The sequence below is a fragment of the Acidovorax sp. 93 genome (assembly GCF_003633835.1).
Lineage (GTDB): Bacteria > Pseudomonadota > Gammaproteobacteria > Burkholderiales > Burkholderiaceae_C > Acidovorax > Acidovorax facilis.
On record NZ_RBIT01000001.1, the window covers coordinates 1154812 to 1170656 of the forward strand.

Below are 15845 nucleotides of genomic sequence, written 5' to 3' on the forward strand. Positions count from 1 at the left end.
CGCCGGGCTGCGAAGCGTGTATGGTGTGGGAAGCGCGCGAAGTGACAGTGGCAAGCATCGGGGTCATCATTGTTTGAACAGGCCTTCGGGTTTCCACAGCAGCACAGCCGCCATCAGCATGTAGACCAGCATTCCGGCCATCGATGGCAGCAACACCTTGCCAAAGGTGTCCACCAGCCCCACAAGCAGGGCCGAGATCAGGGCGCCACGCACGGAACCTATGCCGCCGATCACCACCACCACAAAACACATGATGAGAACGGACGAGCCCATGTTGGGATAGACGCTGGATACCGGCGCGGCCACCATGCCCGCGACGGCCGCCAGGCCCACGCCCAGCGCAAAGACGATGGCGTGGATCAGCTTGATGTTCACCCCCAGCGATTCGGCCATGTCGCGGTTGAAGGCGCCCGCGCGGATCTTCATGCCCAGCCGCGTTTTGGAGATCAGCAGGTACAGGCCCAGCGCCAGCGCCATGCACACGCCGGAGATGAACAGCCGGTAGACCGGGTAGGAAAGGGTGTCGGTGAGCGGAATGGACCAGTCCAGCATCGCTGGAATCGGGACGCCGTGCACGTCGTCCCCCCAGAGGATGGAGCGCAGTTCCTCAAAGATGTAGATGAGGCCGAAGGTCAGCAGCACCTGGTCCAGGTGGTCGCGGTGGTAGAAGTGGCGAAACAGCAGCCACTCCAGCGCCAGGCCAAACAACACGGCCAGCACGGCACCCCCCAGGATGGCCAGCGTGAGGCTGCCAAAGTGGCCCGACAGCGAATAGCCCAGGTAAGCCCCCAGCATGTAAAAGCTGCCGTGCGCCAGATTCACCACCCCCATGATTCCGAAAATCAGCGTCAGGCCGGCGGCCAGCATGAACAGCAGCAGCCCGTACTGCACGCTGTTGAGCAACTGGATCAGGAAAGTGGCGAAGTCCATGGTGGGCAAAGAGACAGGGGATCAGGTAGCGCGGCGTGTCGCCAGCAAAAGGGTGCCCATCAACGTGAACAGGCCGCCCGAAATGCGGTTGAACCAGCGCATGCGTGCGCCAGAGCGCAAAACGGGTGCCAGCCGTGCTACACCCAGTGCACACAGCGTGAGAACCGTGAATTCAAAAGCCACAAAGGTGCTTGCCAGCACGGCAAACTGCGGCGCCCATGCGGCGGTCGGGTCCAGAAACTGGGGGAAGAACGCCGTGAAGAACAGCAGGGCCTTGGGGTTGCTGCCGCCCACGATGAGACCCTGGATGTAGAGCTTGCGCGCGGGCACCACGGCCTTGGTCTGCGTGCTGTTGGCGGGCATCTCGTCGAACACCGTGGTCTGGCTGCGAAATGTCTTGATGCCAAGCCAGATCAGATACGCCGCGCCGGCAGCCTTGAGCACCCAGAAGGCGGTTTCCGATGCCGCCAGCAATGCGCCAAGGCCCAGGGCCGAAAGCAGCATGGTGCCCAGCACTGCCGTCACGCTGCCTGCAGCAGCGGCGAGGGCCTTGCGCGGGCCGTGCTGCAGAGAATTGGTCATGCACATGAGCATCGTCGGGCCGGGCGAAAGAACCAGCAGGGCCACTGCGGCAAGGTAGAGCAGGTAGGTACTGAGCGACATAGGATTGGGTGGAAGGCAAGGTGGCCGCAAAGTCCGGGCGCACAGCAGACAGGCCTGCCATGGCGGCAGTCCATCAATGCATTGTGTCAAAGCTGCGGGGCGGACCGGACCCGAAGTCCAGCACGCGCCGTGCCCCGGGCAGTGGGGTGAGCGCGTCAGCCCATGCGGCAGCCGGCACCGCTGTCGGCCAGGGCCTTGGCGGCAATGCCAATCACCTTGTTTTCCTTGTTCTCGACGCGGCGCAGGTAGATGTCCTGCACGGGGTTGTGTGCCTTGCTCATCGTCCACTTGCCGCGCGGGCTGTCGATGGTGGCGCTTTCCATCGCCTTGATGACGGCAGCCTTGGCGGACAGGTCGCCCTTGACGGCGTTGGCGCCCTGCACCAGCAGAAGGCCGGTGTCGTAGCCCTGTACCGCGTACACATCGGGCTGGCTGCGGAAGGCCTTGGCGTATTCCAGGCGGAATTGCTTGTTGCGCGGTGTGTCCAGCGAGTCGCTGTAGTGCATGGTCGTGATGATGCCGTCGGCAGCGGGGCCGGCGGCGTCCAGCACGCCTTCGGTGAGGAAGCCCGAGCCGTACAGCGGAATCTTGTCCTTGAGGCCTGCGGCCGCATAGTCCTTGATGAACTTGGCAGCACCGCCGCCCGCGAAGAAGCAGGCCACGGCGTCGGGCTTGAGGGCGGCGATTTCGGTCAGCAGCGCCTGGAATTCCACGTTGGGGAAAGGCAGGCCCAGTTCCTTCACGATGGTGCCGCCGGCTGCGGTATAGCTTTGCTTGAAGCCTTCGAAGGCTTCGTCCCCTGCCGCGTATTTCCAGGTGATCCACACAGCCTTCTTGTGGCCCTTTTCGACCATGGCTTTGCCCAGGGCCAGCGTGGGCTGGGAATTGCTGAACGAAGTACGGAAAACGTTGGGGGCACACAGTGCGCGTGTGGCGGCATGCACGCCGGCGTTGGGAATCAGGTTGAGAACCCCCGTATCGCGCGCCACCTTCTGAATGCCCATCTGCACACCTGAATGCACGGTGCCAATCAGCACATCCACCTTGTCGCGCTGCACCAGCTTGCTCGCGTTCTCGACACCCTTGCTGGGCTCGGACTCGTCGTCCACCTTGAACCATTCGATCTCGCGACCGCCGAGCTTGCCACCCTGCTGGTCTATGGCCAGGCGCACGCCGTTCTCGATGGCGACCCCCAGTTGTGCAAAGGTACCGGTGTAGGGCAGCATGAAGCCCACGCGCACCTTGCCGCTTTGCGCACGCACGATGGAGGGCAGCAACAGCCCTGTAGATGCGGCGCCCACGAGGGCGGCGCTATGGCTGATGACGAGGCGGCGGGTGGTCATTGGACTTGTCTCCTTTGTTTAGGCTTAAAGTAATTTACTGCAAGCACTCGGTGGTGAATACCTATGGGTTACCCGTACCGTTGGGCAAGGGGCTCCCGCATTGCGAGGTGCCCGAGGACTGCAATCGGGCCCGGCGGCAGAGGCTCGCCGATGATGGGTTTACCAAGGGCTGCTTGACGGACATAGAACCAAGTTTATGAATTAAAGTGCAGTTTTGTGTTTTTTGTGCAGTATAGATCGTGTGATTTTTGCTGTGGGCAGCTATTTGAGCCTCCGGTATCAGTAGTTTCGAGCATAGGCACGGTTCTAAGAGCCGTGACGGGTCGTTTGGCCGCGAGTGCAGTGGCCCTCTGGGTGGGAGTGCTTCAATGCCCTGCAAAATGGAGGCATGGGTGACGCTGGAGACCGGTGTTGCCAGCTCTTGAAGGGGGTGCGCCCCGTCTCGCCGGAAGGCGGGCAAACCGCATGTTTCCGATTGCTTCATGCCCCTTTCATCACCCCCATCTTCATCGTCCAGTTCCCAATCCATGCGGGTGCGTCTAGCCCGGTGGTTGCGCCATTTCTGGCCCGCACCGTTAGGTATCGACGGACGCGAAAGGCTTCGCTTCATTGTGGGCGCCGTGATCGGTGTACTGTTGACGGGATTACTCAGCCGCTGGTGGGCAGGGGGAAGCAGCGCAGGTCCCTGGATGGTGGCATCGCTGGGGGCGAGTGCGGTCCTGGTGTTTGGCATGCCGTCCAGTCCACTGGCCCAGCCCTGGCCGGTCCTGGGAGGAAGTACTTTGTCTGCGCTGGTGGGCGCCATTTGCTCCGCGTTCATCCCGGACCCGGCACTTGCAGGGGCGGTTGCGGTGGGGTTGGCTATTGCGCTGATGGTGCCCCTGCGTTGCCTGCATCCACCGGGCGGAGCAATGGCGCTGTATGTCGTGCTGACCGCGGGGGACGGGTGGCATCTGGCCGCATTTCCCATCCTGTTCAATGTGATCGTTCTCTTGGTCTCGGCCGTGGTCTACAACGGCCTGACAGGGCGCCGGTACCCCCATCCTCAGCGGATGGCAGCCCGAACCGATATTGCTCAGGGCGCTTTTACCGCCTCGGATGTGGATGCAGCGTTGGCACACTACAACCAGGTGCTGGACGTGAGCCGTGCCGATCTGGAAGGGCTGTTGCACTTGGCGGGCCGTGCAGCCTTCCAGCGGACGCTGGGGGAGGTTCGCTGTTCGGACATCATGTCCAGGCCACCGTTTGCGGTGGAGGCGGGGGTTTCCCTTAAAGACGCCTGGGCGTTGATGCGCGCCCAGCAGATCAAGGCGCTGCCCGTGGTGGATGCTCAACGCCTGGTGGTAGGTATCGTGACGGTGGCGGACTTCATGCGGCTGGCCAACCTGGATATGCATGAAGGTTTGGGGCAGCGTTTGCGGACACTAGTCATGGGGCGTACGGGGCAGCCCCAGAATGTGGGCGAAATCATGTCGCACCCGGTCCAGGTGGCCCACGTGGGGCAGCACGCCATGGATCTCGTCCCTCTGTTTTCCCAGGGCGGGCACCACCATATTCCCATTGTGGAGAGCGAGGGCCGTCTGGTAGGAGTGATCACACAGACGGACCTTGTGCGGACGTTGGCAGCAGCTGTGCAAGGGCGCGACGAGGGAGGCTCTGCGGGCCCCACCTCGGTGCGCGGGCGTGCGCCGACCGAAGAGCAAGCTGCCCCATAGGCAAGACACGGTACATCGCGGTACAATTGACAGGCTTTGCACAGTGCTTATGCCTGTCCATTGAAGCCGTCTCCCCCGGCCCTCTGCCTGATCTGCGCCCCGGGTGCAGCGACTCCCACCGCCCGCAATGCACCGTGTGTCGAGCACCGACCACGCCGTAGCTGCCGTGGTGGATGCACAAGCGTCAGGTGCCGATCACAGAATATTTGTTTTGAAAAGATAGAACATGGCCAAAGAAGAACTCATTGAAATGCAAGGCTCCGTGACGGAAGTCCTTCCCGACTCGCGCTTTCGCGTGACGCTGGACAACGGTCACCAACTGATCGCCTACACGGGCGGCAAGATGCGCAAGCACCACATCCGCATTCTGGCGGGTGACAAGGTGTCGCTGGAAATGTCGCCCTACGATTTGTCCAAAGGACGCATCACGTTCCGCCATCTGGCCGGTCGCGGTCCCGGCCCTTCGGGCAATCGTTGATATTCGGCCCCGGGGAGACACGGACTGGCGCTTGCTTGTTCCGGCTCTTGGGGCAAACGGTTTCTTGTGTTCCTTCATCTGCGCACTGTTTCTCCCAGAGGCGGTGCTTTCCCGGTTCAGGTCTTCGCACCGTGCTTTTAAAAAAATCACAAAAAGCACGCGTTGAACCAAAAACAGGGAAATTGCCGGGTTAGAATACGAGCTGTCGGAGCGTAGCGCAGCCTGGTAGCGCATCTGCTTTGGGAGCAGAGGGTCGCGAGTTCGAATCCCGCCGCTCCGACCAATGTTTGAAGGCCTTGCAGCACATGCTGCAAGGCCTTTTTTCTTGCCCGCATTCTTTTTGCTTGTTGGAATGTATGGTTCGACCCGCGTGGCAAGACGGAGTTGGATTTGCGTACCATCGGGCCCATAGGGCGGGCAAGTGTCCGCACCGACACCTTCCGCTGGTATTGCCATGAACCGTGCGCTTCCCTTGCCGCCTGCCCCGTTCTCCTCGCTCCAGCCGTCACCACGTTATGACAGCGTAGATGCATTGCGCGGCCTGGCAATGGTGTGGATGACGGTCTTCCACTTTTGCTTTGACCTGAGCCATCTGGGCCTCTGGCCGCAGAATTTCCGCGCCGACCCATTCTGGACCTCGCAGCGGACGGTGATCGTGAGCTTGTTCCTGTTCTGCGCCGGGCTGGGGCAGGCCATTGCGCTGCACCAGGGACAGGGGTGGGCTCGGTTTGGTCGGCGGTGGTTGCAGATCGCTGGTTGCGCGCTGCTGGTGTCTGCGGGGTCGTTCGTGATGTTTCCCCACAGCTTCATCCATTTTGGCGTGCTGCATGGCATGGCCGTAATGCTGCTCATTGCCCGGTGTACCGCAGGGTGGGGGAGGTGGCTGTGGCTTGCCGGGTTGGTGGCTGTGGCGTTGCCATCGGTAGCGCACCAGCTTTTGGCGGGTGCCTGGGCCGACGCTGCGCCCTGGTTCAATGGGCGCGCGCTCAACTGGCTGGGTCTGGTGTCGCGCAAGCCTTTTACCGAAGACTACGTACCCGTGCTGCCTTGGTTGGGGGTGTTGTGGTGGGGGCTGGCTGCCGGCCAATGGGCCATGGCTGCGGGTCGGGGCCACTGGCTGGGGTGGCGGTTTCCCCAAGGGTTGCAGCCGCTGGCACTGCTGGGGCGGTGGAGCCTGAGCTACTACATGGTGCACCAGCCGGTCATGATTGGGCTGCTGATGGCGGTAGCCTGGATATCGAGGGGTTAGTGGGCCGGGGACCGCTTTGGGGTCTGCACCCATAGGCCCCGCTGCCGCTCCGGTCACCGTGGGGCGCTTTCCACCCGCCCATAAAAAAACGCGGCCTGGGCCGCGTTTTTTGAGTGCATTGCCAAAGCAGATGCGCAGTTGCCTTGCCAGTTACTCGACCTTGGCCTTGGCGCGCAGGTCTTCCTGGAACTTGGCCAGCTTTTGCTGTTGCAGTTGCTGGGCCACCTGGGGCTTCACTTCTTCCAGCTTGGGCAGTTCTGCCTGGCGCACGTCGTCCAGGCGGATAACGTGCCAGCCGAACTGGCTCTTCACGGGAGCGTCGGTCATCTTGCCCTTTTGGAGCTTGACCAGGGCTTCCGTGAATTCGCTCACGTAGCTCGAAGGATTGGCCCAATCCAGGTCGCCACCCTTGGCGCCAGAACCTGGGTCCTTGGACTGCTTCTTGGCGATGTCTTCAAACTTGGCGCCCTTCTTGATGGAGGCGATGATGGCCTTGGCATCCGCTTCCTTTTCCACCAGGATGTGGCTGGCCTTGTATTCCTTGCCGCTGTTGGCTGCCACGAACTTGTCGTACTCGGCCTGGATCTCGGCGTCGGTCACGGGGTTCTTTTTCTGGTAGTCGGCGAACAGTTCGCGGATCAGGATGGTCTGGCGGGCCAGATCCATTTGTGCCTTGTAGTCTGCCGAGCCTTCCAGGCCGCGCTTTTGCGCTTCCTGCATGAAGATTTCGCGGGTGATGACTTCTTCCTTGATCTGGCCTTCGATGTCAGGCGTTACAGGACGGCCCGAGCGTTCCACCTGCTGCTTGAGGGCTTCAACGCGCTCTTTTGGCACGGCCTTGCCATTGACGATGGCGACATTCTGGGCGGAAACGGGCAGGGCCAACGTGCCCAGCACGGCAGCGGCCACGAGGCCGGACAGGAGCTGTTTCTTCATGCGGAATCCAAAAAATGAGAGGTTGTTTGCCAGCTGAGTTCCGGCAACAGAGGATATGGGGGCCGGTTCAGAGAACTTCAATGGCGAGGGCGTGAACGCCTTGGTCAATAAATTCTTGCAGCGCATCATACACAAGGCGATGCTGCGCGACGCGGGGCTTGCCTGTAAACAAAGGTGACGAAATGCGCACCCGAAAATGGGTGCCAAAGCCGGTGCCGTTGGCGCCCGCGTGCCCTGCATGGGCGGCACTTTCATCAAGCACTTCCAGGGCGGTGGGTGTAAGACGGTCCGCCAGGGTCTGGTGCATTTGCTGAGCGAGGGAGGTCATGGCAGGTTGTCCTTCAGGCAGCAGGCTCGTCGCCTTCGTCGCCCTTGATGTGGGGCGCCACATAGATGCCCTGGCCCACCAGGAAGACCAGCGGGAAGGCGTAGCCCCAGAGCTTGAAATCCACCCAGGCCTCGGTGCTGAAGTTGACGACGACATACGCGTTGATGGCCGACATGAAGGCGCAGTACACGATCCATGCGACGTTCAGCCGGTGCCACACGCTCTCCGGCAGCGTCAGCTGGCTGCCCAGCAGCATCTTGAGGAAGTTCTTCTTCATGGCCCACACCGCCACCGCGAGGGCGATGGACATGGCGCCGTACAGCACCGTGGGCTTCCACTTGATGAAGCGGTCGTCCTGCAGCACCAGCGTGAGCGTGCCGAACAGCAGGATCAGCACCAGGGTGACCTTGTGCATGGTCTGCAGGCGCCGGTCGATGGCGTAGATCAGCGCCATTTGAGCGACCGTGGCACCCATCAGCACCGCAGTGCCCACATAGATGCCATAGAACTTGTAGGCCCCGAAGAACAGCAGGATGGGGAAGAAGTCGATCAGAATTTTCATGGGGTCAGGGGGCGGGTCTCGGGGCTCAGTCCTTGCCGGATTCGAAATCCAGCGAGGCCGAGTTCATGCAGTAGCGCAGGCCGGTGGGGGTGGGGCCATCTTCAAAGACATGGCCCAGGTGGGCCCCGCATTGTGCACACACGGTCTCCGTGCGGACCATGCCATGGCTGCGGTCCACGATCTCGGTGATGGCGCCGGGGATGGCTTGCGAGAAGCTGGGCCAGCCGCAGCCGGCGTCGAACTTGGTGACGGAATCGAACAGTTTCGCACCGCAGCAGATGCAGTGGTAGCTGCCATCGGCCCAATGGGCTTCGTATTTGCCGGTGAATGGCCGCTCGGTGGCGGCGTGGCGCGTCACCTGCAACGCGACGGGCTCGGCGCCCTTGTCCTTGAGGATGGCTTGCCATTCGGCATCGGATTTCTGAACGGGGTAGGTCATGATGAACAGCTGATTTCGATGGAAGAGGCCCAGTCGGGCGGGAAGGCTGCGTAGGCGTCGTGCCCGGGGTGCTCGTCAAAGGGGTGCTCCAGCAGCCGCTGCAGGGTTTGGAGTTCGCTGAAGTCGCCAAGTTTCGCGGCACGTATGGCCTGCTCGCCCAGGTGGTTGCGCAAAACAAACTTGGGATTGGTTTTTAGCATCAAATTGGCCGCCAGAGCTTGATTATCAAGCGCTAATAGCTCTGAATATGATAGCAACCAGCCGTCAAAGGTGGTTCGGTCGGCGAACAGGTCGCGCACCGGCTCAAAATCGTTCTGCTGCACCGCGTGCGACAGTCGGCGCCAGAAGATGGTGTAGTCCACGGCGTTCTGGGCCAGCAGCACCAAGATGCCGTCGATCAGTTCTGCATCTTTCTCGCGTGCCTGGGCCAGCCCCAGTTTGCTGCGCATGCGGGCCATGAACGCTTCCGGGAAGACGGTTTTGTAGGACTCCAGGGCACCTTTTGCCAGCTCCGGGTCGCCGATCAGCGGCAACAAAGCCTGCGCCAAGCAGAACAGGTTCCAGTACGCCACATTGGGTTGGCGGTTGTAGGCATAGCGGCCCTGGTTGTCGCTGTGGTTGCACACATGGCCGGGCACAAAGGCGTCCAGAAACTGGAAAGGACCGTAGTCAATGGTCAGCCCCAGGATGCTCATGTTGTCGGTGTTCATCACCCCATGGCAAAAGCCCACTCCCTGCCACTGTGCCATCAGGTGTGCGGTGCGTTCGCTCACGGCCTGTAGCAGGGCGGCATACGCGTTGCCGCCGAAGTCGCGGGTGTCCCGGCATTCGGGGTAGTAGCGGTCGATAACGTAGTCGGCCAAGGTCTTGAGCTGTGCTTGCAGGTCGTTGGCCGCGAAGTGCTCGAAATGGCCAAAACGCACAAAGCTGGGGGCCACCCGCGTCACTACGGAGGCCGTCTCAACCTCTTCGCGGCGCACGGGTGCGGGCGAACCGGTGATGCACAGTGCGCGCGATGTCGGAATGCCCAGGCCATGCATGGCCTCGCTGCACAGGAATTCACGGATGCTGGAGCGCAGCACAGCGCGCCCGTCGCCCATGCGGGAGTAGGGGGTGCGGCCAGCGCCCTTGAGCTGGATTTCGAGGCCCGCCGCAGTTTCTCCCAGCAAGATGGCGCGGCCATCACCCAGTTGGCCGGCCCACACGCCGAACTGGTGGCCGCTGTAGACGCTGGCCAGGGGCCGAGAGCCTGCAAGCAGCGTATTGCCGGTGAAGGCTTGCAGGGCTTCGTCCCGCTGCAGCCAGTCAGCGTTCAGGCCGATCAGCTGTGCAACGGCAGTGCTGCTGCCCACCCAGTGGGGGGCGGGCAGCGGAGTGGGGCGCAGTTCGGTGAAAAAGTCTGGTCCCAGGGCGGTAAATCCGTGCTTCCAGGCCAGGCCGATATCGGCGGTGGGGGTCGCGCTTTCGGCAGGCAGGTTCATGGGTGGATTGTCTCGCACCCCGGATGCCCCGGCGCTTGCAGGGCCTTGGACCACGGCCCGGCCTATGCGGCCTGGGTAGAGTCTTGGCCTTCGGCCTCGGGGTACAGCACCTGCGCGCGGTACTGGCCCGGCGGGAGGCCAAACCAGCGCTTGCAGGCCCGAAACAGGTTGCTCTGGTCGGCAAAGCCCAGCAGGTCGGCCACCTCGGCCAGGCTTCGGCGCTCGTCGCTGAGGTACTGGCGTGCCAGTTCACAGCGGGTGTCGTCCAGCAACTGCTGGTAACTGACGGATTCGGCCTGCAGGCGCCGCTGCAGCGTGCGGTCCGTCAGGTGCAGGCGCGCGGCCACGTCTTCGCGGCGGGGCTCGCCCCGGTGCAGGATGCGGGCTACCTCGGTGCGCACGCGTGTGCTGGTGAGAGACTGGCCCAGGTGGTCCAGTTCGGTCTCTACCAGCCGCTCGTGCAGGGCCCACAGGCTGGGGTTGTGTGTGGGGATGTCGGCCCGCAGATCTGCCTCGGCCAGCAAAAACCGGTTGGCTGCCTGCCCGAAGCGGGGCAGCATGCCAAACGCCACATGGTAGGGCGCCTCACCGGTAGCGGCGGGTTGTGGCGTGGTCAGCTCCACAGCCAGAGGGCGAAGCTCCCGGCGTGTGAGCCAGCAGCACAGCGTGAACAGTGTGAGCAGGGCGTATTCGACACGCTGGCGCGGAATGGGGCGGGTGGCGCCGATGTGCGCGATGGAGATCCAGTAGCCGCGTGCATCGTGATCCAGCGCGAAGGTGGTGCAGTCCGAGATCACCGCCATGTGGCGCGTAAGGTGCTGAAAACCCACCAACAGGTTGGGGCCGGACGCCAGCGCGTAGCCCACCACATCCACATTGCCGTAGCGCGCCGTGAGCTGCGGGCACAGTCCCAGCGCCACCTTGCCCGAACGTGCCACCGCCAGCTCCCACAGGCGGCTGATCTTGTCCACGTCCACACGGGTTTGTGGCAGTTGCAGCGCCGCCAGATCGATGCCTGCTTCGGCGCATAACTCGGCAGCAGGCAAGCCTTCGGCGGCCATCATGTCGGTGATGCCGCGCACCCAGGCGGCAGAGCTTGTGCGGGGAGTCATGGGGTGGCGAATGGAAGAAATGGCGGATCAGGGTTTACGCGCGGTGGTGGCCTGAAGTCAGTGTTTTGGCAAGGTTGCGATAGTAGCCAAACGCCACCTGGTTCCCACAATCGCCTCCGAGGTTGTGCCCTGCCCGTAGTGTGACTGCAGACAGAGGCCCGACCCATTCCTGAAAACCCCCAAGGAGACAAGACATGGTCGATTCGCGCTGGCGTTTGCAATGGTTGGGAGCGGTGTTTTCGGCCGCAGCAATGGTGGGCTGCGGCGGTGGTTCCGGCTCTGCGCCCGAGGTGCGCGAGACGGTGTACGGCACCTTGCGCGGTGTGGACGACAGTGCGGTGACCGGCACCTACGCGTGGAAAGGTGTTCCGTTTGCCAAGCCACCCGTGGGCGAGCTGCGCTGGAAACCGCCCGCAGCCCCGGCCGCCTGGTCCGGAGAGCGTGACGCCACACGTTTTGGCAGTGCCTGCCTGCAAATGGGCCGCATCTACGGCCCCGGTGCCAACAACCGGTTTGACAATACGATTGGCGAGACCCTGAGCACACCGGTAGGCAGCGAGGACTGCCTGACCCTCAATATCTGGCGCCCAGCCACCTCGCAAGACAAGCTGCCTGTGCTGCTGTTTCTCCATGGCGGCAGTGCCATCTCGGGCTACACGGCCGATCCCGTCTACGACGGCGCTGCGCTGGCACGGTCTGCCAACGCCGTGGTGGTCACGGCCAACTACCGGCTCGACGTTCTGGGCTACTTCCAGATGCCGCCACTGCACACCGGCACGCAGCACTACACCGGCAACTACGCGCTGCTCGACAACGTGCAGGCACTTCGCTTCATCCAGAACAATATTGCCAGCTTTGGCGGCAATGCTGGCAATGTCACGCTGATGGGGCAGTCCGCGGGCGCCATCAACGCGCTTGCGCTGCTGGTCGCGCCCCAGGCCGCGGGGTTGTTCCACAAGCTCGTACCGGTCAGTGGCGGAATTTCGCTGGCGACGAACTTGCCGCCCGGTTCGATTCCCACGCTCAACCCGGCCTCCCGGTACACCGCGCAGGCGGGCATGCTGCTGGCGCATCTGGCGCTGGCTGACGGCCTGGCGCCTGCGCTTGCCGATGCACAGGCGCTCGTTGCGGGATGGACCCCTGCGCAGGTAGCCAGCTACCTGCGTGGCAAGGACGCGCGGGCAGTGCTGCAGACGGTGCTCAAGAACGGGCTCACGGGCTCGGGCCCCATCCCTGATGGCGTGGTGGTGCCCGCAGACCCGATCGCCGAAATGGGCGCTGGCCGCTATCACAAGGTGCCCGTGCTGTCTGGCTACACGGGCGAGGAGGGCAAGCTGTTTGCGCCTTTCCTGGCACTGCTGGGCGGCAAGCCGGGCATGAAGATCTCCGACGCCGAGCGCTTTGTGATGATGCAGAACTTCAACCCCGATGCTCCTACCACGCTCACGGCTGGCGACATCCTGGATGCTTCTTACCTGCCGGTCACGGCGCCCGGCACGGGCTACAACGCGCGCACCCGCCTGCTGGGCAGTGTGTTCATCGATCCGAGCCGCGACAACCTGCTCAATACCCTGCGCAGTCAGCAATCCACGGTATGGAGCTACCAGTTCAACTGGGCCCAGCAGCCCGCGCCCTGGAACGATGTGTACGGCGCGGCGCATGCTTTTGACCTGCCGTTCCTGTTCGGCAACTTTGGACCTTCGGTCTTTGCCAAGGCCACCAACAGCACGGCCAATCAGCCCGGCCGACTGGCGCTGTCGCGCGCGATGATGGACACCATGCGTGCATTTGTGCACACGGGCAACCCGAACAACGCAACGGTCAACCAAAACTGGACGCCGTGGCCCAGTCGGCTCATGTTCGACGCCGACCAGAAGGCCGTGCGCCTGAGCGTGCAGTGAGAGGGATGAGGGTGAACGTGTTTGTGCACTCTGCGGTGCGTCAGCGTGCAGCAGTGGCGGCGAGGTACGCGTTCAGCGCCTCGTCGTCCACGATAGCCACACGGCCGAAGTCCAGCGACACGATGCCCCGGCCTTCCAGCACACGCAGTACCTTGTTCACCGTCTGGCGTGACAGGCCCACCAGTTGGCCGAGCTCTTCCTGCGTGAGGTTCAACCGCCGTGTGCTGCGCCAGAACAGGCGGCTCAGGTATAGCGCCACGCGGTGTTCGGGGGATTGCGTGCGCCCGGCCTCGATGATCGTCATGGCCTGGCCCAGCCGCATGTTCAGGTGCTGCACCAGAAACTGGTTGAAGCCCAGGCTGGTCTCGCGCAGCGTGGCAAACAGTGGCAGAGGCAGGCACAGCAGCGTGGTGGGCCGCAACGCCACCACGTGGTACCGGCGGGGCTCGGGTTTCATGGCTGAGCCTTCGCCAAACCACTCGCCATCGGGTACTCCGATGAACGCCGACGCGCGGCCCTGGCTGGCGGGGCTTTGCAGCATCACCAAGCCTGACAACACTGCATGCCAGCCTTGCACCGCGCTGCCGGCCGGCATCATGACTGTGCCCTTGTCGGCGTGCTGCACGGACACCTCGTCGCGCAGCCTCTCCTGCAGGGCCACGGGGACACCTGCAAACCAGGGCTGGGCTTCGATGAATCGCTGTGCGGACGGCGCGGAGCTGAGCATGGGCGTGATTGTCGTTGTTCGGGGGCCGTACGTTCAGGGTATTCCCTTGCCCTTTGTCAACGGGACGACAGGTGTTGGCAGGCACGCTGGACACGCGCACACTGAACCCCTGTTGGGGGTGTCGGTCTGGCGGGGCCGCTTGCCTGGGCGACACCGCCATGAGAACCCCCGCGCTACGATGATCGTTCCCTTCACTACAACATCCAAGGAGCACACATGCTGGGCCTGATGCAGAGCCAACCGTTGCTGATTTCGTCGCTGATCGAGTTCGCCGAGCGCCACCATGGCGACGCCGAAATCGTGTCCCGCCGGGTCGAGGGCGACATCCATCGCTACACCTACCGCGACCTGGCTGTCCGCGCACGCCGCCTGGCCAATGCGCTGGATGAAATGAAGTTGCACTTCAGCGACCGCGTAGCCACGCTGGCCTGGAACGGCTACCGCCACATGGAGATGTACTTTGGTGTGAGCGGCTCGGGCCGTGTGCTGCACACCGTGAACCCGCGCCTGCACCCCGACCAGATTGCGTGGATCATGAACCATGCCGAAGACCAGGTGCTGTGTTTTGATGTGACCTTTCTGCCCCTCGTGCAGGCCGTGCATGCCAGGTGCCCCACGGTGAAGAAGTGGGTGGCGCTGTGTGATGCCGACAAGCTGCCTGCGGATTCAGGCATCCCTGGCCTCACCAGCTACGAAGCCTGGATCGGTGCGCAGTCGCCCGACTACGCCTGGCCCGAGTTTGACGAGAACTCCGCGTCGAGCATGTGCTACACGAGCGGCACCACAGGTAACCCCAAGGCCGCGCTGTACAGCCATCGTTCGACCACGCTGCATGCCTATGCGGCAGCGCTGCCTGATGTGATGTGCCTTTCCGCACGCGACTCCGTGCTGCCGGTGGTGCCCATGTTCCACGTCAATGCCTGGGGCATTCCTTACTCGGCGGCACTCACGGGATGCAAGCTGGTGTTCCCTGGTCCCGCCATGGATGGCAAGTCGATTTACGAACTGATCGAAGGCGAGAAAGTCACCTACGCAGCTGGCGTGCCCACCGTGTGGCAGATGATGCTGGGCCACATGAAGCCCGCGGGTCTGAAGTTCTCCACGCTGCGCCGCACTGTCATCGGTGGCTCGGCCTGCCCGCCCGCCATGATCCATGCCTTCAAGGAAGACTATGGCGTGGAGGTGCTGCACGCCTGGGGCATGACCGAGATGAGCCCGCTGGGCACGCTGTGCACCTTGAAGAACAAGCACCTGGCCATGTCCAAGGATGACCAGATGAAGATCCTGCAAAAGCAGGGCCGCGCGATCTACGGTGTGGACATGAAGATCGTGGGGGGCGACGGCAGCGAGTTGCCTTGGGATGGCAAGACCTATGGGGATTTGCTGGTCAAGGGGCCGTGGATCGTCGGCAGCTATTTCAAGGGCGAGGGCGGCAATCCACTCGTCAAAGACGCGCAGGGCCGAGGCTGGTTCCCCACGGGCGATGTGGCCACCATCGACGCTGACGGCTTCATGCAGATCACCGACCGCAGCAAGGATGTGATCAAGTCCGGTGGCGAGTGGATCAGTTCCATCGACATCGAGAACATTGCAATGGCCCACCCCGCAATTGCCATGGCGGCCTGTGTGGGTATGCCCCACCCCAAGTGGGACGAGCGCCCCATCGTGGCCGTGGTCAAGCGGCCGGGCACCGAGGTGACGCGCGAAGAGCTGCTGGCCTTCTACGAAGGCAAGACGGCCAAGTGGCAGATCCCCGATGACGTGGTGTTCGTCGATGCCATTCCATTGGGCGCCACCGGCAAGATGCTCAAGACCAAGCTGCGTGAGCAGCTCAAGGATTACAAGCTTCCAGGCCTGTGATCAGGGTGGGGCAGTGCACATGCGCGCATCGCTTGCGAACGCCATTTTTTGCATTGCCCCAGGCTGGTGCGCGCTCGGGGGAGTGCTGCGCCAGTCACGTGTGCGACGCTGGTAGGGGCAA

At 63.0% G+C, this 15845-nt stretch carries 15 protein-coding genes and 1 tRNA gene; 6 read left to right on the top strand and 10 right to left on the bottom strand.

What is annotated here, in order from left to right:
- Positions 1-66: 66 nt before the first annotated feature.
- The 3 genes from C8C93_RS05255 to C8C93_RS05265 form a co-directional block, all read right to left on the bottom strand.
- A complete protein-coding gene (locus C8C93_RS05255) occupies positions 67-930 on the bottom strand; it encodes a branched-chain amino acid ABC transporter permease (RefSeq protein ID WP_121420385.1) in 864 nt (287 codons plus the stop codon).
- 21 nt (positions 931-951) lie between these two features.
- Positions 952-1593, bottom strand: a complete 642-nt coding sequence (locus C8C93_RS05260; RefSeq protein ID WP_055394059.1) for a LysE family translocator — start codon at positions 1591-1593, stop codon at positions 952-954.
- 155 nt (positions 1594-1748) lie between these two features.
- On the bottom strand, positions 1749-2936 hold the full coding sequence (locus tag C8C93_RS05265; protein ID WP_121420383.1) for an ABC transporter substrate-binding protein: 1188 nt from the start codon (positions 2934-2936) through the stop codon (positions 1749-1751).
- Between the two features lie 689 nt (positions 2937-3625).
- Here C8C93_RS05265 and C8C93_RS05270 point away from each other — a divergent pair.
- From C8C93_RS05270 to C8C93_RS05285, 4 genes are all read left to right on the top strand, one after another.
- Positions 3626-4651: an HPP family protein gene (locus C8C93_RS05270; protein ID WP_121506141.1), complete on the top strand. Its 1026-nt coding sequence runs from the start codon at positions 3626-3628 to the stop codon at positions 4649-4651.
- Between the two features lie 226 nt (positions 4652-4877).
- Complete coding sequence (infA, locus tag C8C93_RS05275; protein WP_010465645.1) at positions 4878-5129, top strand: translation initiation factor IF-1; 252 nt, start codon at positions 4878-4880, stop codon at positions 5127-5129.
- A gap of 206 nt (positions 5130-5335) precedes the next feature.
- Positions 5336-5412 (top strand) — tRNA-Pro (locus C8C93_RS05280).
- Positions 5413-5583: 171 nt separating this feature from the next.
- Complete coding sequence (locus C8C93_RS05285; RefSeq protein ID WP_121506142.1) at positions 5584-6378, top strand: DUF1624 domain-containing protein; 795 nt, start codon at positions 5584-5586, stop codon at positions 6376-6378.
- Positions 6379-6528: 150 nt separating this feature from the next.
- Here C8C93_RS05285 and C8C93_RS05290 read toward each other — a convergent pair whose 3' ends face one another.
- From C8C93_RS05290 to C8C93_RS05315, 6 genes are all read right to left on the bottom strand, one after another.
- Positions 6529-7314 carry a peptidylprolyl isomerase gene (locus C8C93_RS05290; RefSeq protein ID WP_055394051.1) on the bottom strand — a complete coding sequence of 262 codons (786 nt, stop codon included), beginning with the start codon at positions 7312-7314 and terminating at the stop codon, positions 6529-6531.
- 67 nt (positions 7315-7381) lie between these two features.
- Positions 7382-7642 carry a BolA family transcriptional regulator gene (locus C8C93_RS05295; protein WP_055394049.1) on the bottom strand — a complete coding sequence of 87 codons (261 nt, stop codon included), beginning with the start codon at positions 7640-7642 and terminating at the stop codon, positions 7382-7384.
- 13 nt (positions 7643-7655) lie between these two features.
- On the bottom strand, positions 7656-8204 hold the full coding sequence (locus C8C93_RS05300) for a septation protein A (protein ID WP_055394047.1): 549 nt from the start codon (positions 8202-8204) through the stop codon (positions 7656-7658).
- A gap of 25 nt (positions 8205-8229) precedes the next feature.
- Positions 8230-8643, bottom strand: coding sequence for a peptide-methionine (R)-S-oxide reductase MsrB (gene msrB / locus C8C93_RS05305; protein ID WP_055394045.1), 414 nt, complete (start codon positions 8641-8643; stop codon positions 8230-8232).
- Positions 8640-10124: a YdiU family protein gene (locus C8C93_RS05310; protein WP_121506143.1), complete on the bottom strand. Its 1485-nt coding sequence runs from the start codon at positions 10122-10124 to the stop codon at positions 8640-8642. Before C8C93_RS05310 ends, msrB begins: the two co-directional genes overlap by 4 nt.
- A 62-nt stretch (positions 10125-10186) precedes the next feature.
- Positions 10187-11236 carry an AraC family transcriptional regulator gene (locus C8C93_RS05315; RefSeq protein WP_121506144.1) on the bottom strand — a complete coding sequence of 350 codons (1050 nt, stop codon included), beginning with the start codon at positions 11234-11236 and terminating at the stop codon, positions 10187-10189.
- 194 nt (positions 11237-11430) lie between these two features.
- Between C8C93_RS05315 and C8C93_RS05320 the strand changes: the two genes are divergently transcribed.
- The gene (locus tag C8C93_RS05320; protein WP_121506145.1) at positions 11431-13137 is read left to right on the top strand and encodes a carboxylesterase/lipase family protein; all 1707 of its coding nucleotides are present in this window, start codon (positions 11431-11433) and stop codon (positions 13135-13137) included.
- 40 nt (positions 13138-13177) lie between these two features.
- Here C8C93_RS05320 and C8C93_RS05325 read toward each other — a convergent pair whose 3' ends face one another.
- Positions 13178-13864, bottom strand: coding sequence for a Crp/Fnr family transcriptional regulator (locus C8C93_RS05325; RefSeq protein ID WP_055394037.1), 687 nt, complete (start codon positions 13862-13864; stop codon positions 13178-13180).
- Between the two features lie 216 nt (positions 13865-14080).
- Between C8C93_RS05325 and C8C93_RS05330 the strand changes: the two genes are divergently transcribed.
- Positions 14081-15724 carry a 3-(methylthio)propionyl-CoA ligase gene (locus C8C93_RS05330; RefSeq protein ID WP_121506146.1) on the top strand — a complete coding sequence of 548 codons (1644 nt, stop codon included), beginning with the start codon at positions 14081-14083 and terminating at the stop codon, positions 15722-15724.
- The last annotated feature ends 121 nt before the right edge of the window (positions 15725-15845 follow it).